The sequence below is a fragment of the Acidimicrobiales bacterium genome, assembly GCA_035316325.1.
Classification (GTDB): Bacteria; Actinomycetota; Acidimicrobiia; order Acidimicrobiales; family VFJN01; genus DASXTK01.
On sequence record DATHJB010000043.1, the window covers coordinates 19,332 to 40,149 of the forward strand.

Here is a 20,818-nt window from a genome sequence, read left to right on the forward strand (position 1 = left end):
GGTGGTCATGAAGCAGCTCCTCCTCCGAGTCCCCGAGGACGTCCACGCCCGCCTCGCCGCTCGCGCCCAGCGCGAGGGGCGCAGCATCAACTCGATCGCCACCGAGATCCTCGACCTGACGGTCGACGTCGACAAGGGCGACCTCCGCGCCCGGGTCCGGGCGAAGGCCGCTGCTCTGGGCATGCTGCACCCGGGCACCACCGACGGCGGCCCGCGCATGACGCCGGAGGAACGCCAACGGGCCCTCGACTCGACACGCGGGCTCGGCCCGATCGCCGACCGGCTCATCGACGAGGAACGTAACCGGCTGTGATCGCCTACATCGATTCCTCGACGCTCGTGCGGGCCTACCTCTCGGATGAGCCCGACCATGCCGACGCGCTCGCGTTGCTGGCCGATGCGGACGTGGCGGCCGTCACCGGCAGCTGGACGTGGATCGAGGTGTCCGGGGCGCTCGTGCGGGCGGCCAGAGCCGGCCGGGGCGACGCGGACGAGTTCCTGAAGTCGCTCGACGAGGACCTCGACGCGGGCGGGCTGATCACCATGATGAAGGTGTCCCAGGTCGACGCGGAGGAGAAGGCGCTCGGGTTGGTGCGTGAGTACGGCATCCGGGCGATGGATGCGTGGCACCTCGCGGCGGCGTCGCTGATGCTGCCCGAGCTGGTCGGGCCGGGCCAGACCGCCGCGTTCGCCACGAGGGACGCCGATCAGGCGAAAGTGGCGAAGTCACTGGGGTTCGAGGTGATCTGACCGTGGCTAGGGTTTACGTTCCGTGAGGGTGATCGCGATCGATGGGCCGGCCGGATCGGGGAAGTCGACCGTGGCGAGGCTGTTGGCCGAGCGGCTGGGCCTCGAGTACCTCGACACGGGGGCGATGTACCGGGGGGTGACGTTCGCCGCGATCCGGCGGGGGATCGACCCGGCCGATCCCGAGCCCGTGGCCCACCTGGCCAAGGTCGTCGAGATGGAGATCACCGACAGCTCGATCCGGGTCGACGGGGTCGACGCGTCGATCGAGATCCGGGGTCCCGAGGTGTCGCGGGCGGTGTCGGTCGTGTCCGCCAACCCGCAGGTGCGCGAGGAGCTGGTGCGCCGCCAGCGCGAGTGGGCCTACAAGCGCGACGGCGGCGTGATGGAGGGGCGCGACATCGGCACGGTCGTCTTCCCCGACGCGGTGCTCAAGGTGTACCTCACGGCCCGGCCCGAGGTCCGCGTCGAGCGGCGGGCCGCCGAGGCGTCCGACCTTAGCTACGAGGCCGTGGCCGCCGACATCACCCGGCGAGACACCTACGACTCCGGCCGGGAGGCGTCGCCGCTGCAGCAGGCGTCCGACTCGGTGGCGCTCGACACCAGCGACCTCAGCCTCGACGAGATCGTGGAGGAGATCGTCGAGCTGCTGGCCCGGAGGGTCGACGAGGGTCACGTCGATGACTGACGTGGCGTCGGAGGAAGCGGAGAAGGACGAGGCCGCCAAGGCCACCAAAGTCGATACGGCCCGGGCCGACCCGATCGACGTCCACCCGCCCAAGTGGTACGAGCGGGCGGTCTACCGCGGGATCCACCTGCTCCTCACGGCGATCGCCGCGGTGTGGCTGCGGGTCGAGGTCGTCGGCAAGGAGAACGTGCCGAAGAACGGGCCGTTCGTGCTGGCGCCCGTCCACCGGTCGAACGTCGACTTCCTGCTGGTGGCCCTCGTGCGCACCAGCCGGATGCGCTACATGGGCAAGGCGTCGATCTGGAAGTACAAGTGGCCCGGCCGCTTCTTCAACATGCTGGGCGCCTTCCCCGTGCACCGGGGCCACGCCGACCGGGCGTCGCTGCGCACCTGCATGCAGGTGATCGAGTACGGCGAGCCGCTGGTCATGTTCCCCGAGGGCACCCGTCAGGCGGGGCCGGTGGTGCAGGAGGTGTTCGACGGCACCGCCTACGTCGCCGCCCGCACCGGTGTGCCGCTGGTGCCGGTGGGCATCGGCGGCTCCGAGGAGGCCATGCCCAAGGGCGCCAAGTTCCTCAAGCCCCACAAGGTGGTGCTGGTGGTGGGCGAGCCCATCCCGGTCCCGAAGGGCGACGGCACCGGCCGCGTGCCCCGCCGGGTCGTCCGGGAGCTGACCGAGGAGCTGCACACCGCGGTGCAGACGGTGTTCGACGACGCCCGCCGCCGCGCCGGCACCGCGTAGGTCGAGGCGGGGCCAGGGCCGGGGGCCGGGGCCGGGTCGAAATCTCGACAGAGATGGCGCCATAGCGACCGTCTCTGTCGAAGTTTCGGGTCAGAGGAGTGACAGCACGTCGCTGGCCTCGAGGTGGCGGTCGTTGAGCGACGGGCGGTCGGGGACGGAGCCACCGAACGCGAACGTGGCGGCCACGTCGATGCCGGCGAGCATGTCGCGCAGCTCGCGGGGCGGGGGGAAGTACTCGTCCTCGTCGGTGATGCGCACCTCCTCGACGCCCGCCGTCGGGGCGAGGTGGGCGATCACGGCCTCGACCAGCTCCTCGGGGGCCGACGCCCCGGCGGTGACGCCCACGATCCCCGTGAGGTCGTCGGGCAGCTCGGCGGCGCCGTTCACCCGGAACACCCGGGGGCAGCCCGACTCGACCGCCAGCCGCTCCAGCGCCCGCGTGTTCGACGAGTTCGCCGACCCGATCACCACCACCGCGTCGCTGCGGGGGGCGATCTCGGCCAGCGCCGACTGCCGGTTGGTGGTGGCGAAGCACAGGTCGCTGCGGCCGGGGCGCCACAGGGCGGGGAAGCGCTCGGCGGCCCGCTCGGCGATCGCCGACCAGTCGCGGTGCGACAGCGTGGTCTGGGCCAGGAGCGCGACGGGCGTCTCGGGGTCGGCGATCTCGATGGCGTCGACCTCGGCGATCGACTCGACCAGGTCGATGGCCTCGGGGGCGACGGCCATCGTGCCGACCGCCTCCTCGTGACCCTCGTGGCCCACGTAGACGATGCGGAAGCCCTTGCCGGCCCGCACCTTCACCTCGTGGTGCACCTTGGTGACCAGCGGGCACACCGCGTTCACCACGTAGGAGCCCTTGGCCCTGGCCGCCGCGACCACCTCGGGGGCGGAGCCGTGGGCCGAGAGCATGATGGGCTGGCCGTCGGGCACCTCGGCGATGTCGTCGACGAACACCACGCCGAGGTCGCGGAAGCGGTCGACCACCAGCTGGTTGTGGACGATCTCGTGGTAGCAGTACACAGGCGGCTCGAAGGCCCGCACCATCCAGGCGAGAGCCTTGATCGCCATCTCCACCCCGGCGCAGAAGCCCCGCGGCGCTGCCAGCAACACCTTCTCGACGGCCACCCACCAAGGGTACGCCTCGGCGCAGCCGAGACCGCTTGGGGGGGGCGGCGGGGTGGTTGGCGGGGGTATCGATCGGTCTCCGCCCAACATGCCTCAGGATGAGGGCCGGGTCGAGGGCCCAAGCGCCGTAAGCTGGCTGGCTATGTCCGTTCCCCGTGTCGTCGCTGTCGCGCCCGGTTCCCCTGCCGCGCGCGCCGGCGTGGCGGAGGGCGACGAGATCCTCACGGTGAACGGCGAGATGCCCCGTGACCTCATCGAATGGCGGATGCTGGTGGACGAGCCCCACGTCGTGCTCGACATCCGGCGGGGGACGCTGGCCGAGACGTCGCTGGCCGTCGACAAGCAGGCCGGCGAGCCGCTGGGCGTCGAGGTGCACTCCGCCCTGTTCGACCGGGTGCGCACCTGCGACAACCACTGCGAGTTCTGCTTCATCTACCAGCTGCCCCCGGGTCTGCGCCGCAGCCTCTACCTGAAGGACGACGACTACCGGCTGTCGTTCCTCTATGGGAACTTCACCACGCTCACCCGCTTCACCGAGGCCGACCTGGAGCGGGTCGTGACCGAGGGGCTCAGCCCGCTGTACGTGTCGATCCACGCCACCGACCCCGAGGTGCGGTCGGAGCTGCTGCGCAACCGGCGGGGCGCCACGAGCCTGCGCTGGCTGCGGGCGCTGCTCGACCACGGCGTCGAGGTGCACGGCCAGGTGGTGGTGTGCCCGGGCGTCAACGACGGTGCGGTGCTGGACGACACGCTGGCCGGCGTGCTCGACCGCTACCCCGAGCTGGCGTCGCTGTGCATCGTGCCGCTGGGGGTGTCGCGCTACAACCGGGAGGCCCGGATGCGGCCGCACACCCGGTCGGAGGCGGAGGCCGTCGTCGAGGCCGTGGACGACTGGCAGTCGGTCTTCCTGTCCGCCCTGGGCCGCCGCCTGGTCTTCGCCGGCGACGAGTACTACCTGCTCGCGGCCCGCCCGTTCCCGTCCGCGTCAACGTACGGCGACTTCTCCATGCACGAGGACGGCATCGGCATGGCCCGCTCGTTCGAGGCCGAGCTCCTCGGCCCCGCCGAGCAAGCCCACCGAAATGTGCACGGAAACGCACGGATTCCGTCCGCTTCGGTGCACATTTCGGGGTGTGAGCGCGGCGGCTTCTTCCAGTGGGCCGACGGCGACCTATCGAAGTCCGTCGACTCGGAGTACGAGCCCTACCGCACGGTCCGGTCGTCCGAGCAGTCCGAGCAGTCCGTGCAGCTGAGCCCCCGGAAGGACGCTCCCGTCGCCATCCTCACCGCCCCGTACGGCGCCCAGGTGCTGGAGCCGCTCGTGGCCCAGCTCGGCCGCCCCGAGGTCCGCCTCGTCCCCGTCGAGAACCGCTACTTCGGTGGCAACATCGCCGTGTCGGGCCTGATGGTCGGCGAGGACCTGCAGCGCGTGCTGCTCGACCAGCCCTCGGGCCACCGCTACCTGCTTCCCGACGTCTGCCTGTCGCAGGGGCGCTTCCTCGACGGCACCGGCCCCGAGGACCTGCCGCACCCCGTCGAGGTCGTCCCCACCACGGGCGCCGCGCTCCGCGACGCTCTCGGCCTGGTGACCTCGTGACCCAGCCCGTCGTCGCCATCGTCGGCCGACCCAACGTCGGCAAGTCGACGCTGATCAACCGGGTCGTCGGCCGCCGGGCCGCGATCGTGGAGGAGCGGCCCGGCGTCACCCGCGACCGCAAGGACCTCGACGCCAACTGGCTGGGCCGCGACTTCCTCATCGTCGACACCGGCGGCTGGATGGTCGGTGGCGACACCCTCGACCAGAAGGTGAGCCACCAGGCGGAGCGGGCCATCGCCGACGCCGACCTCGTCCTCCTCGTGGTCGACGCGACCACCGGCATCACCGAGGACGACAGCCGCGTCGCCGAGCTGCTGCGCCGCTCCGGCAAGCCGGTCCTCCTGGTCGCCAACAAGGTCGACGATCTCACCCACGAGAACCTGAAGTGGGAGCTCCTGTCGCTCGGCCTGGGCGAGCCCCTCACCGTGAGCGCCCTCCACGGCCGGGGTTCCGGCGACCTGCTCGACCGGGTGGTCGACATGCTGCCGCCGGCCGACGAGCCCGAGCTGGTCGTGGACGACGACCTCGACGCGGCCGAGAAGTCCGAGGACGAGACCGCTGTGTCGGTCGCCATCATCGGCCGGCCGAACGTGGGCAAGTCGACCCTCTTCAACCGCCTCATCGGCGACGACCGGGCCGTCGTCCACGACATGCCCGGCACCACCCGCGACGCCATCGACACCGTGATCGAGACCGAGCTGGGGCGCATCCGGCTGGTCGACACCGCGGGCATGCGGCGCAAGTCCAAGGTGTCGGAGGCGACCGAGTACTACTCGCTCGTCCGGGCGCTGGAGGCGGTCGACAAGTCCGAGGTGGCGCTGCTGGTGATCGACTCCGTCGATGGCGTCACCGGCCAGGACCAGCGGTTGGCCGAGCGGATCGACGCCGCCGGCTGCCCCATCGTCGTGCTGTTGAACAAGTGGGAGCTGCTCAACACGGAGCAGCGGGCCGACCTGCGCTGGCAGGTGGGTGACAAGCTGCGGTTCGTCGGCGAGGCCCCGGTGCTGCCGATCACCGCGATCTCGGGCAAGGGCGTGCACAAGCTGATGCCGGCGCTGGAGAACAGCATCGACGCCTACCACCGGCGGGTGCCCACCCGGAAGGTCAACGACGTGATCCAGGCGGCCCAGCAGATGCAGGCGGCGCCCGGCGGGGCCCGCGTCCTCTACGCCACGCAGGGGGCGACCGACCCGCCGACGTTCACGCTGTTCGCCAACCGCGAGCTGCCCCGGACCTACCTCCGCTACATCGAGCGCAAGCTGCGGGAGGCGTTCGACCTGGGCGCCACGCCCGTGAAGCTCCGCGTCCGCCGCCGGACGTCGTGAGAGGGGTCGAACGTTACGTGTACGCGTGCACCCATGTTTTACTTACGTTACGACTTGGGGTGGGGCACTCCCCGCGGCCCGGTCCGCGCCAGTAACATCTCGCCTGCGCATGAGTTTGGTCCTGACCCTCGTGGCCGTCGCGTGCTTCCTCGCCTCTGTGGTGTGGGGGCGGTCGGCCCTCCGTGTCCGCTCGGTGTGGCGCCGCGTGGAGGGTGAGCACGGGTCCGACGCCGACACAGTTGTCCTGTTCCGCTCGTCGTTCCGCAAGGACCTCCACAACGCCACTCTGTACGGCGCGGTGGCGGTCGGTGCCAGCGCCGTGGCGATCTGGGGCACGTCGGCGGCTCCGGTGTTCGCCCTGGTGCTCATCCCCGTCGCGGCGTCGCTCGGCTACAGCCGTGAGATGGTGAAGGACACCCACCTCGCCGAGGACCGGGCGTCGATCGAGCGCCGGGCCGAGGAGGTGCTCACCCAGGAGGAGCTGGCGCCGAGGCGCTGGGCCGCCCGCCTGGCGCCCGAGGACCTGCCCGACTTCGCCGGGTTCGAGCTCGGCCGGGTCTACCAGGCCGGCACCGGCATGATGGCCGGCGACTTCTACGACGTGTTCCAGCTCGACACGCACCGCATCGCCGCGGTGATCGGCGACGTGACCGGCCGCGGCATCGAGCCGTCGATCACGGCGTTCCAGGCGAAGTACCTGCTGCGGGTCTTCCTGCGCCAGTACCGCGATCCGGCGCAGGCGCTGGAGGAGCTGAACACCCAGATGTCGGCGCTCGAGCGCGGCGAGGAGTTCATCTCGCTGGTGGTCGTGGTGTTCGACACCGACGCCGGCACGCTGCGGTTCTCCTCGGCGGGCCACCCGGCGGCGTGGCTGTGGCACGACAAGGGCGTCAAGCCGCTGCGGGCCACCGGTCCGCTGCTGATGCTCGACCCCCACTCCCGCTTCCACAGCCGGGAGATCCCGCTGGCGCTGGGCGACCTGCTGCTGCTCTACACCGACGGGCTGGCCGAGGTGCGCAACGGCGAGCAGATCTTCGGCGAGGAGCGCATCGCCAACACCCTGCGGCGCGACCCGGGGGCGACGCCGGCGGTGCTGTGCAAGAGCCTGCTGGAGGCGGCACGCGACTTCGCGTCCGACCCGATGTCGGACGACGTCGCCATCCTCGCGATCCGCCGCACCTGACCCGTCCCGCCGGCCGGCCGGCTAGCGGACCTCGATGAAGTCCCAGGTGGCGGGGAAGGTGGGTGCGGGCCCGGTCGAAGTGGAGATGATGCCGACCGCCGGGCCGGCGGCACCGGAGAGCCACGACGCCGGGATCGCCTGCGGGGGGCCGACGGCCACCGGTGCGGCGCCGTCGAGCGAGTAGCTGGCCTGCACGGTCAGCGCGGCCGGGTCGACCCGCAGGAAGAGGTCGACCGTGGGCCCCGACGCCGGCCACAGCGGGCCCGGTGCGGTCACCGTGGATGCGGCATCCGCCACCTCCCGCACCAGGGTGAACCCGCCGGCTCCACCGTTGGCGGCGACCACCAGCTTCACGTAGTCGCTCTGGGTACCGGTCCCGAAGGTCACCCCGTAGGACTGGCCGCCGAACGCGGACGTCCCGGCGAACGGCGCCGGCAGCCGCGTCCGCACCGTGAACGGCTCCGACGACGCCGTCACGTCGATGCCGAACTGGAAGCCGTACTCCTGGCTGTTGGGCGCGCCCACGGCGTCCCCGTCGGCCACCTCGTCGACGGTGAGGACCCCCGCGGCGCCGCCCGCGGTCATCTTCGAGGGGTCGAACAGGCTGGCGTAGTCGGCGGCCCCGTTGGTCATGAGCCCGGTGAAGCCGAGGCCGAGGATCCCGCCCGCGGGCGGGGCGTCGTTGTCCCAGGTGTAGCTGACCGGCAGCGACGTGGTCCGGCCGTTGGCGGGGTCGCGGGCGAAGCGGTCGGAGGTGTCGGCCGCCCCGTCGTTGTCGTCGTCGGGGTCGTTGCGGTCGGAGGTGTGGTCGCCGTCGGCGTCGGGCGGGACGTCGGCGGCCGAGCACGGGTTGGTGCCGTTGTCGATCTCGTCGGCGTTGTCGAACAGGTCGCCGTCCTCGTCGACGCCGGGGTCGTCGGCGCCGGAGCAGACGAAGTCGGCGGGCTCGAACACGACGATGGCGTCGCCGACCATGTCGGCGACCCAGATCGTCCCGGGGAACGGATCGTCCACGCCCGAGGCGGTGAGGTCGAGCGGCAGCTCCGCCGCCGACGAGAACATCGCCGAGCTGTGGGTGACCGCAGTGCCGGCCGCGTCGAGTTGGATGCGGTAGATGCCCTTGTCATGGGAGGCGGCGAACAGGTCGCCCTGGAGGGCGCCGGCGAAGTTGGGGGCGGTGTACTCGTCGAGCCCGTTGGTCGAGAAGCCGAAGCTGGCCAGGGCGCCCCGCTCGACCTCGTTGCGGTAGTCGCACTCGACCGGGTTGGCGGCCGACACCGGTGACTGTGGGTTCGCCGGGTTGAAGGTGTTGCCCGGGTTGGCCCGGGTGGGGTTGGGGTGGCCGCCGTAGAAGCCGGGGCCGGTGATGCGCATGAGGGTGTCGCTGTCGGTGTCGCTCGACTCGACGGTGGCGTTGGTGCACGTGCCGCCGGGGCCGTCGGGCTGGGGGACCCCGCCCCAGCCGGCGTTGCCGCCGTTGTCGATGGTGTAGAGGGCTCCCGAGGTGGTGCGCACCAGGTCGTAGGGGTTGCGGAAGCCGGGCGCGTAGACCTGCACCGGGCCGCCGGGCACCAGCCGGGCCATGTTCTGGCCGTCGTTCCCGCCGAACGGGTCGTTGGCGTCGGTGGTGCCGGGGCGGTCCTCGTCGTCGAGCGTGGGCAGGTTGTAGGTGGTGCTGCCGATGGCGTCGAGGTCGATGCGCAGGATCGCGCCCGACAGGGCGTACTCGGGCAGGAAGGCGAAGTTGTGCGACGGCCCGCCCTTGTTGGTGTTGCCGCCGTAGGCGAGGAGCAGGTCGTTGGTGGCCGGGTCGAGGGACAGGCCGTTGCCGGTGTGGTTCTCCTCGGAGCGGGGCAGGCCGCGGACCAGGTCGGTCCTGGTCCAGGTGCTGCCGCTGCGCTGCAGGCGCGACACGATGCCGGAGTTGGTGTCGAGGTTCAGGTCGTTGCCGGCGGGGCCGCCGTCGGAGCCGGCACCGATGCGCGGGTCCGACGAGTTGACGTAGACCACCGGGTTGGCCGCCGTCCCGGTGACCAGCAGCCCGGTGACGAGACGGCCGGTGACCGCGGGGTTGGGCACGCCGTCGTCGTTGCGGTTGGGCAGGGCACCGACGAGGCCGATGGTCTCGGCGGCGGTCACCGCGTACGCGTCCTCGCCGGTGCGGGCGACGGTGAGCACCCGGATGGTGCCGTTCATCTGGGCGACGTAGAGGCGGCCGTCGGGGCCGAACTGCAGCGACGTCGGCGCGGCCAACCCGAGGCCGGCGACACCTGCGAGCTGCGACTTCCCGAACGACGGGTGGATCGTCGACGGCGGCGGGCCGGCGGTGCCGCCGAGGGGCACGACCAGCGGTGCGTTGGTGCCGGTGTGGTTGACGGTGAGGTTGGCGGACTTGGTGCCGGTGCTGCTGGCGAGGAACGCGACCGGCACGCTGGTCGACCCGCCGGGGGCGAGCACGACCGGCTGCCCGTCGGCGAACCGGTCGGTGAACATCTTGGCGTTGGTGCCACCGATCGTCGTCGAGGTGATCGTCAAGGGACCGAGGGTGCCGACGTTGGTGAGCACCACGTTCTGGGTGGAGGTCTGGCGGACGGTGGCCGACGCGAAGTTGGTGCCCCCGGAGGCGGCCAGCGTGGGGGGCGCGTCGTTGGAGGCGGTCACGACCTCGATCGCGCCGATGGCGGGGTTCTGCACGCCGTGGCTGAACGAGACGTTCACCGTTCCGTCGGACATGGCGGGCACCGAGAGGACGATCGCCTTGTTGGCGCCGGCGAGGGCGAAGACGTCGACGTCGCGCAGGGCGACGCTGCCCTCCACGACGACGTCGTAGAGGCGGGCGCCGACCGACTGGGTGGACGGGTAGGTGTCGGCCAGGTACAGGCGCACCGTGACCGGCAGCCCCGCGGTGACCGGGAACGCCCAGGCGAGGTTGGGTGACGGGGGATCGTCGTAGCGCTCGTTCTGCAGCAGTGCCATCGGGGTGCCGGCCGGCACCGACGGGTGGGTCATGTTGACGGTGGCCGTGCTGGTCGCCACCTTGTTGCCGGTGGCCGCCGCGTTGACGAGGGCCGACGGGGCGGCGGCGGTGTCGGCCGCCCATGCCGGGGTGCCCGCTTGGCCGACGACGGCGGGCCCGCCGGCGTTGACCCGGTGCAACACCACGGGCGGGGCGGTGGTCTGCCCGGTGCCGCTGAGCGACACCTTCACGGGCGAGTTGGTGCCGGTGTGGCTGACGACCAGCTGGGCGGCCCGAGCGCCGGCGGCCGTGGGTGTGAAGCGGGCGGTGAGGGTGACGGTCTCGCCCGGGTCGAGCACCACGGGCTGGTCGGCGAAGCTGTCGGAGAACATCGCCGCCGCCGTGCCGGTGACGCTGGTGGAGCTCACCGTGACCGTGCCGGAGGTGCCGGTGTTCGTCAGCACGACGTCGTGGTTGGCGGTCTGCCCCAAGGTAGTCGTGGGGAAGGCGACGGAGCCGGGCGTGGCCTGCAGGGGGTGGACCCCGAGGGGCGCCGCCACGGCCGTGCCCGCGATCGGCACGCTGAACGCGCCACTGGCGTTGTGGTTGATGCGCAGGGTGGCGTCGTGGGTGCCGGTGGCAGTGGGGGAGTAGGTGATGGCGACGATCGTGGTCTGGCCGGCCCCGAGCACCCGCGACGAGGCGTCGTCGAAGCTGTCGGTGTACATGGCGGCGCCGGTGCCGGCCATGCCCATCGACTCGAGTGTGATCGACCCGCTGGTGTTGGTGTTCTTGATGGTGAGGTTCTTGTTCACCGACTGCCCGACGGTGACCTGGCCGAAGTCGAACGGGTTGGGGGTCACCGCGATGCCGGCCGGCGTGACGAGGCAGCCGGTGAGCCCGGCGGCCAGGGCGGCGACGAGCGCGCCCGCGATCCCGCGACGACCCTTGCCTGCCCGTCCGCCCATGCCCTGTCCTGCCTTCGCCTGCGCCTCGCCGGCTGTTTGCCGTCCATTTACTAGCGCGGACCGGGCCGGCCGTGTCGAGCAACCCGGTGAAGGCCTTCGGCTTCACTGTCACACCGGTTAAGTAGCCTCGGTGGCATGACGGTGTTCGGTCCCGACGAGTTGCCCGAGGGGTCCAGCGAGCTGACCCAGCGGGTGGAGCGCGCGCTCGCCGGCAACCTCGCCAAGGTGGGCGACAAGCTGGCGAAGCAGAACAAGCTGTTCGTGCGCGACCGGCTGGCGCTGCTGCTCGACGAGGGGTCGTTCGCCGAGGACGCCCTGCTGGCCAACAACACGGCCGACGACCTGCCGGCCGACGGGGTCGTCACCGGGGTGGGGCGGGTCGACGGCCGGCCGGTGTGCGTGATGGCCAACGACCCCACGGTGAAGGCGGGGTCCTGGGGGGCCCGTACGGTCGAGAAGATCGTGCGGCTCACGGAGTACGCGCTGCACCACGAGCTGCCGGTGTTCTGGCTGGTCGACTCGGCGGGTGCCCGGATCACCGACCAGGTCGAGCTGTTCCCGGGCCGTCGGGGCGCCGGTCGGATCTTCTACAACCAGGTGCGGCTGTCGGGGCGGGTGCCCCAGGTCTGCTGCCTGTTCGGGCCGTCGGCGGCGGGCGGCGCCTACATCCCGTCGTTCTGCGACGTGGTGTTCATGGTGGAGGGCAACGCCTCCATGTACCTGGGGTCGCCGCGGATGGCCGAGATGGTGATCGGCGAGAAGGCCACGTTCGAGGAGATGGGCGGTGCCCGGATGCACGCCACCTTGTCGGGCTGCGGCGACAACCTGGCGGTCGACGACGCCGACGCCCTCGACCAGGCCCGCGCCTGGTTCAGCTACTTCCCGCAGACGTGGCGGGAGGTCCCGCCGCGCTACGAGGCCCGACCACCGGCCGCGGCGCTGACCGCGGCGGTCGTGCCCGCCGAGGAGCAGCTCGCCTACGACATGCACGAGGTGATCGACGGGCTGGTCGACGCCGAGTCGTTCTTCGAGCGCATGCCGCTGTTCGCCCCGGAGCTGATCACCGGCCTGGCGCTCCTCGACGGGCAGCCGGTGGGCGTGGTCGCCAACAACCCGCAGAACAAGGGCGGGGTGCTGTTCGTCGACTCGGCCGACAAGGCGGCCCGGTTCGTCTGGCTGTGCGACGCCTTCAACGTCCCGCTGCTGTTCCTGGCCGACGTGCCGGGCTTCATGATCGGCACCGAGGTCGAGCGGCACGGGATCATCCGCCACGGGGCGAAGATGGTCACGGCGGTGAGCGAGGCGACGGTGCCGAAGCTGTCGGTGATCGTGCGGAAGGCCTACGGGGCCGGGCTGTACGCCATGTCGGGGCCGGCGTTCGAGCCCGAGGCGACGATCGCCCTCCCGACGGCCCGCATCGCGGTGATGGGGCCCGACGCCGCGGTCAACGCGGTGTTCGCCAACAAGATCGCCGCCATCGAGGATCCCGACGAGCGCGAGGCCTTCGTCGAGGCGCAGCGCCGGGAGTACGAGGCCGACGTCGACCTGTACCGCCTGGCCTCCGAGCTCGTGATCGACGCCGTCGTCGACTTCCCCCAGCTCCGCGACGAGTGCATCCGCCGCCTCGCCCTGGCCACGGGCAAGCGGCGCGAGTTCTCGGACCGCCGCCACGGGGTGCCGCCGGTATGAGCGCGTCCGAGCGGGTGACGATTCGGGAGGTGGGGCCGCGTGACGGGCTCCAACCCGAGGCGGTGCAGCCGGTGACGGTGCGGGCGGGGTTGGTCGACCGGTTGGTGGCGGCGGGGGTGACGACGGTCGAGGCGGTGGCGTTCGTGTCGCCCAGGGCGGTCCCGCAGATGGAGGGCGCGGGCGAGGTGCTGGCCGCGGTGGAGCGGGTGGAGGGGGTCCGGTACCTGGCGCTGGTCCCCAACGCCAAGGGGGCCGAGCTGGCCGTGGCCGCGGGGGTCGACGGGCTGTCGCTCACGGTGTCGGCCTCGGCCGTCTACAGCCAGCGCAACGTGCGGATGTCGGTGGAGGAGTCGTTGGGCCAGGTGGCCGCGGTGCGCCGGGTGGTGGGCGCCGCGCTGCCGCTCGACACCGTGATCTCCTGCGCCTTCGGGTCGCCGTACGAGGGTGACATCCCGGTCGCCGAGGTGGCGGCCATCGCCGGCCGGGCCACCGACGCCGGTTCCACCAGCCTCACGTTCGCCGACACCACCGGCATGGGCGGCCCCCGGGGCGTGGAGGAGCTGCTGGCCGTGGTGGGCGTCGACGTCGGCCTGCACCTCCACGACACCCGCGGCACCGCGCTGGTCAACGCCTATGCGGGGCTCCAGGCCGGCGTCCGCCGCTTCGACACCGCGGTGGGCGGCATCGGCGGCTCCCCGTTCGCCAAGGGGGCGGGCGGCAACCTCGCCACCGAGGACCTGGTCAACCTGTGCGACAGCCTCGGCCTCGCCACCGGCATCGACCTGGCGCAGCTGCTCGACGTCTCCCGCGGCCTCGCCGACACCCTCGGCCACCCCATGCCCTCCCGCCTCACCGCCGCCGGCCCGTCGACGGCGCCTACGGCGCCTGAGAAGGGCCGCGGATAGGTCCGCCTCGCCCCGGAGCGAGGTGCTGTGCTGCCGGGAGGCCCCGCTGCCGAGCAGGTCGTCGGCCGCCGAATGCCCACGTGTGGGCTGCACGAACGCCCTGTTCGCGGGCCTCTACAGCAGGGTGAGCGATGTGGCGATCTCGTCGGCGACCTCGCGCTCGAGGTCGAGCTGGCGGAAGGTGAGGTAGGTCAGCTTCCACACCTGGCCGCCATGGACGAGCAGGTAGTCGACGCGGCTGAACGCTCCCGATGCGGTGTTCTCGACCCAGGCGATGTCGCCGGACGGACCGGTCAGCCGGCCCTGGGCGGGGTTGGTGACGCCCACGCCGGCGTAGGCGTCGACGAACGTACTGACCACCTGGTCGAGCCCCATGTCGCCGGGGTTCCGCTCGATCGCGACGAACGCCGGCTGCGCCGGGCCGGAGTCGGGAGCCTCGCCGTCGAGGGCGAGCAGACGGGGACCGGTGGAGGCGATCTCGGCGGCGACGTTGTCGGCGAACGTGGCGCCGTCGGGGCTGTCGGGCTGCAGCTGCGCCCCGACGCCGGTGGCGTCGCCGTCGAGCACGGCGTAGCGCCAGGTGCCCGGGAGGCGGATCGTGAACCCCTGGGCGCCGCCGTCGACGTCCTGCCAGGCGGGCTCGGGAGCGGTGGTGGTGGTCGTCGAGGTGGAGGTGGAGGTGGACGTCGTGGTGGTCGCCGCCGGCTCCTCCCCGGCGTCCTCGCCGGCGGCGGTGTCGTCCGCCGGGTCGTCGTCGCCCGACCTGGTGACGACGAACACGCTCGCCGCGGCGACCACGGCCACGATCGCCGCCAGCGCCACCCACAACCCGACCTTCCGCCCTGCCGGCGGCGGCTCGGCCGCCACCGTGTCGTCGCCCGTGCCGTCCTGTGTCCCGTCCGCCTCGTCGCCCATGGTGGCGAGACGCTAGCGCTGGCAGCATGGGGGGATGTCGTCGCCCGGGCCTGCGCAGAACCGGGTGACGCCGGGCGGGGAGATCGTGGCGCTCGACCAGCGGGGGATGTTCATGGGCAACCGGGGGTGCATCCACCGGCGGGTCGGGGAGATCGCCCGGCCGTGGCAGGTGCGCCGCTGGATCACCTGCCGGCTGGAGCACAAGGGCTGGGTGGCGCCCAAATGGGAGCCGAACCGCTGGACGCCGCTGTTCTTCTGGGACGAGGCGGTGGCGCTGGCGGCGGGCCATCGCCCCTGCGCGCTGTGCCGTCGGCCCGACTTCGACCGCTGGTGCGATGCCTGGGCAGCGGCGTTCGGGGAGCGCCAGCGGGTCGACCCGATGGACCGCCGGATGCACGACGACCGCGTCGACGCGACCCGTTCCCAGCGCCACCACCTCCTCGCCTGGGCCGACGTCCCCGCCGGTGCGTTCGCCCTGGTGGACGGCTCCCCGTCACTGGTGCTCCGCGACCGGGTCGTGCCGTGGTCGCCCGCCGGCTACGGCCCGCCGCACGACCGGCCGACCGTGGGCGAGGCCGTGGTGATGACACCGGCCTGCACCGTCGACGTGCTGCGGCACGGCTACGAACCGGTGGTCCACCCGTGATCCTGGAGTTCTGCGCCGACTGCGGCGCACCGCTGGGGAAGCCGCCGCCCTGCGCGTGCGCGTCCTGCGGGGCCGAGTTCTGGGACAACGCCAAGCCGTGCGGCGGCGCCTTCGTGACCCACCGCGGGCGGTTGCTCTTGGTCCAGCGGGCGCACGCACCGTGGGCCGGCCACTGGGACGTGCCGGGCGGCTTCTGCGACGGCGCCGAGCACCCGGAGGCGACCACCCTGCGGGAGGTCCGGGAGGAGACGGGCCTGGCGATCCGGCTGACGGGCCTGCTGGGGATGTGGATCGACCGCTACGGCGACGACACCACGTACGCCACCCTCAACATCTACTTCCACGCCGTGCCCGACCCCGACGGCCCCGACGGCCCCGATGGCGTCGATGGGGACGTCGTCGCCGCGGTAGTCGCCGAGGACGAGATCGCCGCCGTCCGTTGGTTCACACCCGCCGAGCTGGCCGATGCCCCGCTGGCGTTCTCGGATCACATGCGTGACGCCGTCGACCGCTGGCTCACGTGGGACGCGGGGCGTACATGATCACCGCCACGCCGAGGAGGCAGAGGGCGGCGCCGGCGAGGTCGTAGCGGTCGGGGCGGAAGCCGTCGGCCGCGACGCCCCAGGCCAGGGAGCCGGCGACAAAGATCCCGCCGTAGGCCGCCAGGATCCGGCCGAAGTTGGGGTCGTCCTGGAGGGTCGCGACGAACCCGTAGGCGGCCAGCGCGGCGATGCCGGCGCCGATCCAGGCGACGCCGCGGTGCTCGCGGACGCCCTGCCAGACGAGCCAGGCGCCGCCGATCTCGGCGACGGCGGCGAGGGCGAACAGCAGGAGGGAGCGCAGCACCGACATGGCGGCCGACGCTACCCACGCCGGGTGGTGCGGCGTGGGGCTTGACCTTCAAGTCGACTCGAAGGCTTACCCTGCCGTCATGGCCACCACGTACCGGATCGCCGAGGTGGCGCAGCGCTCGGGCTTCACGCCGGCCACGCTGCGCTACTACGAGGACATCGGCCTGCTCACGCCGTCCGGTCGCACCGCGGCGGGCTACCGGCTCTACGACGACACCTCGCTGGACCGGCTCCGCTTCATCGGCCGGGCCAAGCAGCTCGGTTGCAGCCTCGACGAGGTCGCCGAGCTGACGGAGGCCTGGGACGGCGGGCGCTGCGGGCCGGTGCAGGAGCGCCTGCGGGCGGCCGTCGACGCCAAGGTCGCCGAGGCCCACGCCCAGATCGCCGAGCTCACCACCTTCACGGCCGACCTCCAGCGGGCCGCCGCGGTGCTGTCGACACACCGCCCCGAGGGCCCCTGCGACGACCACTGCGGCTGCGTCTCGGCCGGCGGCGCCGACTCGGTCGGGGCGCCGGTGCCGCTGGTCGCCAAGGCCGACGCGGGTGGCGGGGAGCCGATCGCCTGCACGCTCGGCGCTGCCGACATGGCGGGGCGCCTGGGGGAGTGGCAGTCGCTGCTGGAGGGTGTCGTCGCCCGCCGGCCGCTCGACGATGCCGGCCTCCGCCTCGAGCTCGGCGCCGACGTCGACGTGGCGGAGGTCGCCCGCCTCGCCGCCGCCGAGCAGGTCTGCTGCCGGTTCTTCGGTTTCGCCCTGGTGATCGACGCCCGGGGCACCGCCCTGGAGGTCCACGCCCCGGCCGACGCCGCCGACGTCGTGTCCGCGCTCTTCGGCTAGGGGGCGTCACCCACACCGGCGAGGCCGGTCTGGTAGGCGACGACGACGAGTTGGGCGCGGTCGCGGGCGTGGAGCTTGGTCATCGCCCGGTTGACGTGGGTCTTCGCCGTGTGGGGGCTCATGACCAGGTGGCGGGCGATGGCGTCGTTGGTGAAGCCGTGGGCGACCAGTCGGGTGACCTCCCGTTCCCGGTCGGTGAGCACGTCGAGGCGCTCGGGGGCGACGGGCCGGGGTGAGCGGCGGGTGAACTCGTCGACCACCCGGCGGGTGACGGTGGGCGCCAGCAGGCTGTGGCCGGCGGCGACGGTGCGGACCGCGGCGTGGAGCTCGTCGGCGTCGAGGTCCTTGAGCAGGAAGCCGCTGGCGCCGGCTTCGAGCGCCCCGAACACGTAGTCGTCGATCTCGAAGGTGGTGAGCACCACGACCCGCACGTCGTCGAGCGTGGGGTCGGCGGCGATGGCACGGGTGGCGGCGAGCCCGTCGAGCACCGGCATGCGGACGTCCATGAGCACGACGTCGGGCCGGGCGGCGCGGGCGAGGTCGATGGCGTCGCGGCCGTTGGCGGCCTCGCCGACCACGACGATGTCGTCGGTGAGCTCGAGCATGGCCCGGAACCCGACGCGCACGACGGTCTGGTCGTCGGCGAGCAGCACGCGGATGGTCATGCCGAGGCAGCCGTGTCGGTCGTGGCGGGGAGGACGGCGTGGACGGCGAAGCCACCGCCGGGGACGGGGCCGTGCGAGAGGTGGCCACCGGCAGCGCCGGCTCGTTCGGTCATGCCGAGCAGGCCGTAGCCGTTCCCGGTCGGCGGCGCCGGGGTGGTGCCGTCGTCGGTCACGTCGACCACCAGGCAGTTGCCGCGCCGCCGCAGCGACACGGCGACCGTGCGGGCGTTGCTGTGGCGGACCACGTTGGTGAGCGCCTCCTGGACGATGCGGTAGGCCGCCAGCTCGGTCGCCGCCGGTAGCTCGACGGCCGCGGCAACTGGGTCCTCGTCGACGGTGACGGCGATCCCGGCGGCCCGGGCGGTGTGCGCCAACCCGTCGAGGCCCGCCAGCCGGGGCGCCGGACCGATGCCGTCGCCGGCGCCGTCGCGCATGAGGGCCACGGTGGCGCGCAGCTCCTGCAGCGCCTCCTTGCTCGACGCCCGGGCCTGGGCGAGGGCGGCGCGGGCCGTGTCGGGGTTGGTGTCGAACGCCGCGACCGCCAGCCCCATCTGCACGTTGACCGCCGCCATGGTGTGGGCGACGAGGTCGTGGAACTCGTGGGCGATGCGGGCCCGCTCGGCGTCGACCCGGCGCCCGGCCTCCCGCTCGCGCTCGGCGTGCGCCCAGGCGAGCAGCTCACGGCGATTCCGGGTCGCCTCGCCCAGGGCGAGCGGCACGAGCGGCCACAGCATCTCCATCACCGGCGACCCGCCGCGGGCGCCGATCGGGTCGCTGCTGGTGAACCCGAGCAGCCCCGACCACGCCGACGCCACCGCCCCGGTGACCAGCGTGGTCCGGCGGTCGTGGGACACGGCGACGGCGTAGAGGGCGACCATGGTGGGAAGGTTGAGCAGCTCGCCGTGGTGGCCGAGCAGGTACCAGCCGGTCAGCGCCGCGCCGCACACGAGGGCGGTGGCGAAGGGCCGGCGCCGCCGGAACCACAGCGCCCCGATCGACACGACGGTCAGGGCGTAGGTGAGGGCGTCGGCCTGGCGGGTGCCCGCCTCGTTCCACCAGGCATCCATCGCCGTCGGGAGGCCGACGGCGACGAGCACGGCCGCGTCGAGCACGGCCGGCGGTGCTCGACGCACCCGATCGAACCAGGTCACGGTCGCCACGGTACGCGAGCCGGCTCAGGAGTCCCGGGAACGCAGCAGCCACACGGCGCCGCCCACGGTCACGAGCGTGTAGGCGGCGACGACCGCCAGCGAGAGCCAGGCGCCGAGGCTCCCGACCGCCTCGGGTGTGGCGTCGCTGCTCTGGGTCATCTTCTGCAGGACCCCGTTGAGGGAGGCGCCGCCCACCCAGCGCTCGACGTCGCCCAGCAGCGGCGCGACGAGCCCGGGCACGAGCACCACGCCGACCACGGCGGCGATCGCGCCCGCGGAGTGGCGCACCATGCTGCCGACCCCGACGCCGAGCACGCCGATGGCGGTGATCGCCAGCACGACGCCGGCCAACGCTGGGAACGGGTCGCCGGTGGCGTAGCCGTCGCCGTCGAGCAGCACCCGGCCGATCCCGAACGCGGCCACCGCGGAGGGTGCCGTGACCGCGGCCACGACGCCGGCGACCACCGTGGCCTTGGCCGCCAGCACGACGAGGGGGCGGGGGCAGGCGGTGAGGGTGGTGCGGATCATGCCGGTGCGGAACTCGCCGGTCACCACCAGGGCACCCAGCGCGGCGGCGGTCAGCTGGGCGAGGACCGCGCCGCCCAGCAGGCTCGCCCCGAGGATGGTGTCGTCGGGCTGCAGGCTCCCGGTGGCGGCCACCACCGCCGCCAGCAACGGCAGCGCGGCGCCCAGCGCCACGGTGACCCCCACGGTCGACCGCACCGTGCGGAACTTGGTCCACTCCGACCGCACGGCCTCCCCGAACCCGGCCCGGGCGTCGCCCAGGTCGCCGCTCATCGGGCGACCGCCTCGGTCGGCGCGGCGTCGGTCGGTGGGAGGGCCCGGTACTCGACGCTGGTGGTGGTCAGGCGGGTGTAGACCTCCTCCAGGGTGGAGCGGAGGGGGTGCAGTGCGTGGAGGGGGACGGCGTGGTGGTGGGCGAGGTCGCCGATCGTGGCGGCGGACATCCCGGTGACGCGCCAGCCGCCGCCGGGGTCGGGTGCCACCACCGCGCCGGCGGCCTCCAGCCCCGCCAGCAGGTCGGCGCCCCGGGGCGAGCGGACCACCGTGACCGGCCGGGTGTGGGTGTCGATGAACTCCGTCACGGTGGTGTCGGCGATCAGGCGGCCCCGGCCGATGACCACCAGGTGGTCGGCGGTCAGCTCCATCTCGCTCATCAGGTGGCTCGACAGGAAGACCGTGCGACCCTCGGCGGCCAGGCGCCGCAACAGGTCGCGGATCCAGCGGATGCCCTCGGTGTCGAGGCCGTTCACCGGCTCGTCGAACAGCAGCACCGACGGGTCGCCGAGCAGCGCGGCGCCGATCCCGAGCCGCTGGCGCATCCCCAACGAGAACGCCCCGGCCCGCCGCTGGGCCACGTCGGACAGGCCGACGAGGTCGAGGACCTCGCCGACCCGCCGCTCCGGGAGGCGGTTCGAGTGCGCCAGGGCCAGCAGATGGTCAGCAGCGCGGCGCCCGCCGTGCAGCGCCGTCGCGTCCAGGAGCGCGCCCACCTCGCGCAACGGTGCCCGCAGCGACCGGTAGGGGCGGCCGTTCACCGTCGCCGTCCCGGACGACGGGCGGTCGAGCCCGAGGATCACCCGCATGGTGGTCGACTTGCCGGAACCGTTGGGCCCCAGGAAGCCGGTCACCCGACCCGGTCGCACGGTGAAGGAGAGGTCGTCGACCGCCGGCGTCCTCCCGTAGCGCTTCGTCAGGCCCTGCACGTCGATCATGGAACCGACGGTACGGACACCCGGCCGCCGGCCGCATCGCCCAACGGGACCGTCGGGCTACCACCGCTGCAGTACGCGTCAACTTCGAATTGA

Annotated in this window: 20 protein-coding genes; 12 read left to right on the plus strand and 8 right to left on the minus strand. The window is 72.9% G+C overall.

Translation table 11 applies throughout. The annotated features are described in order from the left end of the window. Positions 1-7: 7 nt before the first annotated feature. The 4 genes from VK611_06145 to VK611_06160 are packed head-to-tail and all read left to right on the plus strand — an operon-like array spanning position 8 to position 2,177. The gene (locus tag VK611_06145; GenBank protein HMG40890.1) at positions 8-313 is read left to right on the plus strand and encodes a toxin-antitoxin system HicB family antitoxin; all 306 of its coding nucleotides are present in this window, start codon (positions 8-10) and stop codon (positions 311-313) included. Beyond that, a complete protein-coding gene (locus VK611_06150; GenBank protein ID HMG40891.1) occupies positions 310-750 on the plus strand; it encodes a type II toxin-antitoxin system VapC family toxin in 441 nt (146 codons plus the stop codon). Before VK611_06145 ends, VK611_06150 begins: the two co-directional genes overlap by 4 nt. Before the next feature lie 28 nt (positions 751-778). After that, entirely contained in the window at positions 779-1,435 is a 657-nt protein-coding gene (gene cmk / locus VK611_06155; GenBank protein ID HMG40892.1) for a (d)CMP kinase, read from the plus strand. Beyond that, positions 1,428-2,177, plus strand: coding sequence for a lysophospholipid acyltransferase family protein (locus VK611_06160; GenBank protein HMG40893.1), 750 nt, complete (start codon positions 1,428-1,430; stop codon positions 2,175-2,177). Before cmk ends, VK611_06160 begins: the two co-directional genes overlap by 8 nt. Positions 2,178-2,267: 90 nt before the next feature. Here the strand turns inward: VK611_06160 and ispH are convergent, their stop codons facing one another. Continuing rightward, on the minus strand, positions 2,268-3,302 hold the full coding sequence (gene ispH / locus VK611_06165; protein HMG40894.1) for a 4-hydroxy-3-methylbut-2-enyl diphosphate reductase: 1,035 nt from the start codon (positions 3,300-3,302) through the stop codon (positions 2,268-2,270). A 142-nt stretch (positions 3,303-3,444) separates the two neighbouring features. Here ispH and VK611_06170 point away from each other — a divergent pair, with 142 nt between their 5' ends. From VK611_06170 to VK611_06180, 3 genes are all read left to right on the plus strand, one after another. Then, positions 3,445-4,899, plus strand: a complete 1,455-nt coding sequence (locus VK611_06170; GenBank protein ID HMG40895.1) for a DUF512 domain-containing protein — start codon at positions 3,445-3,447, stop codon at positions 4,897-4,899. Beyond that, on the plus strand, positions 4,896-6,224 hold the full coding sequence (gene der / locus VK611_06175) for a ribosome biogenesis GTPase Der (protein ID HMG40896.1): 1,329 nt from the start codon (positions 4,896-4,898) through the stop codon (positions 6,222-6,224). The genes VK611_06170 and der overlap by 4 nt, the downstream gene beginning before the upstream one ends. A 109-nt stretch (positions 6,225-6,333) precedes the next feature. Then, the gene (locus VK611_06180) at positions 6,334-7,407 is read left to right on the plus strand and encodes a PP2C family protein-serine/threonine phosphatase (GenBank protein ID HMG40897.1); all 1,074 of its coding nucleotides are present in this window, start codon (positions 6,334-6,336) and stop codon (positions 7,405-7,407) included. A gap of 21 nt (positions 7,408-7,428) precedes the next feature. Here the strand turns inward: VK611_06180 and VK611_06185 are convergent, their stop codons facing one another. After that, complete coding sequence (locus tag VK611_06185) at positions 7,429-11,331, minus strand: choice-of-anchor D domain-containing protein (protein ID HMG40898.1); 3,903 nt, start codon at positions 11,329-11,331, stop codon at positions 7,429-7,431. A gap of 135 nt (positions 11,332-11,466) precedes the next feature. Here VK611_06185 and VK611_06190 point away from each other — a divergent pair, with 135 nt between their 5' ends. Beyond that, the gene (locus VK611_06190; GenBank protein ID HMG40899.1) at positions 11,467-13,020 is read left to right on the plus strand and encodes an acyl-CoA carboxylase subunit beta; all 1,554 of its coding nucleotides are present in this window, start codon (positions 11,467-11,469) and stop codon (positions 13,018-13,020) included. Further along, entirely contained in the window at positions 13,017-13,925 is a 909-nt protein-coding gene (locus VK611_06195; GenBank protein ID HMG40900.1) for a hydroxymethylglutaryl-CoA lyase, read from the plus strand. Before VK611_06190 ends, VK611_06195 begins: the two co-directional genes overlap by 4 nt. A gap of 114 nt (positions 13,926-14,039) precedes the next feature. Here VK611_06195 and VK611_06200 read toward each other — a convergent pair whose 3' ends face one another. After that, a complete protein-coding gene (locus VK611_06200) occupies positions 14,040-14,840 on the minus strand; it encodes a hypothetical protein (GenBank protein HMG40901.1) in 801 nt (266 codons plus the stop codon). Between the two features lie 34 nt (positions 14,841-14,874). Between VK611_06200 and VK611_06205 the strand changes: the two genes are divergently transcribed. Together VK611_06205 and VK611_06210 are read left to right on the plus strand one after the other, a co-directional pair. Beyond that, a complete protein-coding gene (locus tag VK611_06205) occupies positions 14,875-15,486 on the plus strand; it encodes a hypothetical protein (GenBank protein ID HMG40902.1) in 612 nt (203 codons plus the stop codon). Next, a complete protein-coding gene (locus VK611_06210; protein HMG40903.1) occupies positions 15,483-16,028 on the plus strand; it encodes an NUDIX hydrolase in 546 nt (181 codons plus the stop codon). The genes VK611_06205 and VK611_06210 overlap by 4 nt, the downstream gene beginning before the upstream one ends. Here the strand turns inward: VK611_06210 and VK611_06215 are convergent. After that, on the minus strand, positions 16,003-16,338 hold the full coding sequence (locus tag VK611_06215; GenBank protein HMG40904.1) for a YnfA family protein: 336 nt from the start codon (positions 16,336-16,338) through the stop codon (positions 16,003-16,005). The two genes, VK611_06210 and VK611_06215, sit on opposite strands and share 26 nt — an antisense overlap. A gap of 79 nt (positions 16,339-16,417) precedes the next feature. Between VK611_06215 and VK611_06220 the strand changes: the two genes are divergently transcribed. Then, positions 16,418-17,173 carry a MerR family transcriptional regulator gene (locus VK611_06220; GenBank protein HMG40905.1) on the plus strand — a complete coding sequence of 252 codons (756 nt, stop codon included), beginning with the start codon at positions 16,418-16,420 and terminating at the stop codon, positions 17,171-17,173. Here the strand turns inward: VK611_06220 and VK611_06225 are convergent. Genes VK611_06225 through VK611_06240 form a run of 4 tightly spaced genes read right to left on the minus strand, consistent with a single transcriptional unit; the run spans position 17,170 to position 20,725 of the window. Then, positions 17,170-17,838: a response regulator transcription factor gene (locus VK611_06225; GenBank protein ID HMG40906.1), complete on the minus strand. Its 669-nt coding sequence runs from the start codon at positions 17,836-17,838 to the stop codon at positions 17,170-17,172. The two genes, VK611_06220 and VK611_06225, sit on opposite strands and share 4 nt — an antisense overlap. Beyond that, entirely contained in the window at positions 17,835-18,989 is a 1,155-nt protein-coding gene (locus tag VK611_06230; GenBank protein HMG40907.1) for a sensor histidine kinase, read from the minus strand. The genes VK611_06225 and VK611_06230 overlap by 4 nt, the downstream gene beginning before the upstream one ends. 24 nt (positions 18,990-19,013) lie before the next feature. Next, positions 19,014-19,787 (minus strand): hypothetical protein, encoded by a 774-nt coding sequence (locus VK611_06235; protein ID HMG40908.1) that lies wholly within the window; start codon positions 19,785-19,787, stop codon positions 19,014-19,016. Beyond that, the gene (locus tag VK611_06240; protein ID HMG40909.1) at positions 19,784-20,725 is read right to left on the minus strand and encodes an ABC transporter ATP-binding protein; all 942 of its coding nucleotides are present in this window, start codon (positions 20,723-20,725) and stop codon (positions 19,784-19,786) included. Before VK611_06240 ends, VK611_06235 begins: the two co-directional genes overlap by 4 nt. Between the last annotated feature and the right edge of the window lie 93 nt (positions 20,726-20,818).

Coding starts and splice junctions, on each gene's coding strand:
- VK611_06145 (HMG40890.1), top strand. CDS start 8: ATGAAGCAGCTCCTCCTCCGAGTCCCCGAGGACGTCCACGCCCGCCTC.
- VK611_06160 (HMG40893.1), top strand. CDS start 1,428: ATGACTGACGTGGCGTCGGAGGAAGCGGAGAAGGACGAGGCCGCCAAG.
- VK611_06170 (HMG40895.1), top strand. CDS start 3,445: ATGTCCGTTCCCCGTGTCGTCGCTGTCGCGCCCGGTTCCCCTGCCGCG.
- VK611_06180 (HMG40897.1), top strand. CDS start 6,334: ATGAGTTTGGTCCTGACCCTCGTGGCCGTCGCGTGCTTCCTCGCCTCT.
- VK611_06185 (HMG40898.1), bottom strand. CDS start 11,331: ATGGGCGGACGGGCAGGCAAGGGTCGTCGCGGGATCGCGGGCGCGCTC.
- VK611_06190 (HMG40899.1), top strand. CDS start 11,467: ATGACGGTGTTCGGTCCCGACGAGTTGCCCGAGGGGTCCAGCGAGCTG.
- VK611_06195 (HMG40900.1), top strand. CDS start 13,017: ATGAGCGCGTCCGAGCGGGTGACGATTCGGGAGGTGGGGCCGCGTGAC.
- VK611_06200 (HMG40901.1), bottom strand. CDS start 14,840: ATGGGCGACGAGGCGGACGGGACACAGGACGGCACGGGCGACGACACG.
- VK611_06205 (HMG40902.1), top strand. CDS start 14,875: ATGTCGTCGCCCGGGCCTGCGCAGAACCGGGTGACGCCGGGCGGGGAG.
- VK611_06215 (HMG40904.1), bottom strand. CDS start 16,338: ATGTCGGTGCTGCGCTCCCTCCTGCTGTTCGCCCTCGCCGCCGTCGCC.
- VK611_06220 (HMG40905.1), top strand. CDS start 16,418: ATGGCCACCACGTACCGGATCGCCGAGGTGGCGCAGCGCTCGGGCTTC.
- VK611_06225 (HMG40906.1), bottom strand. CDS start 17,838: ATGACCATCCGCGTGCTGCTCGCCGACGACCAGACCGTCGTGCGCGTC.
- VK611_06235 (HMG40908.1), bottom strand. CDS start 19,787: ATGAGCGGCGACCTGGGCGACGCCCGGGCCGGGTTCGGGGAGGCCGTG.
- VK611_06240 (HMG40909.1), bottom strand. CDS start 20,725: ATGATCGACGTGCAGGGCCTGACGAAGCGCTACGGGAGGACGCCGGCG.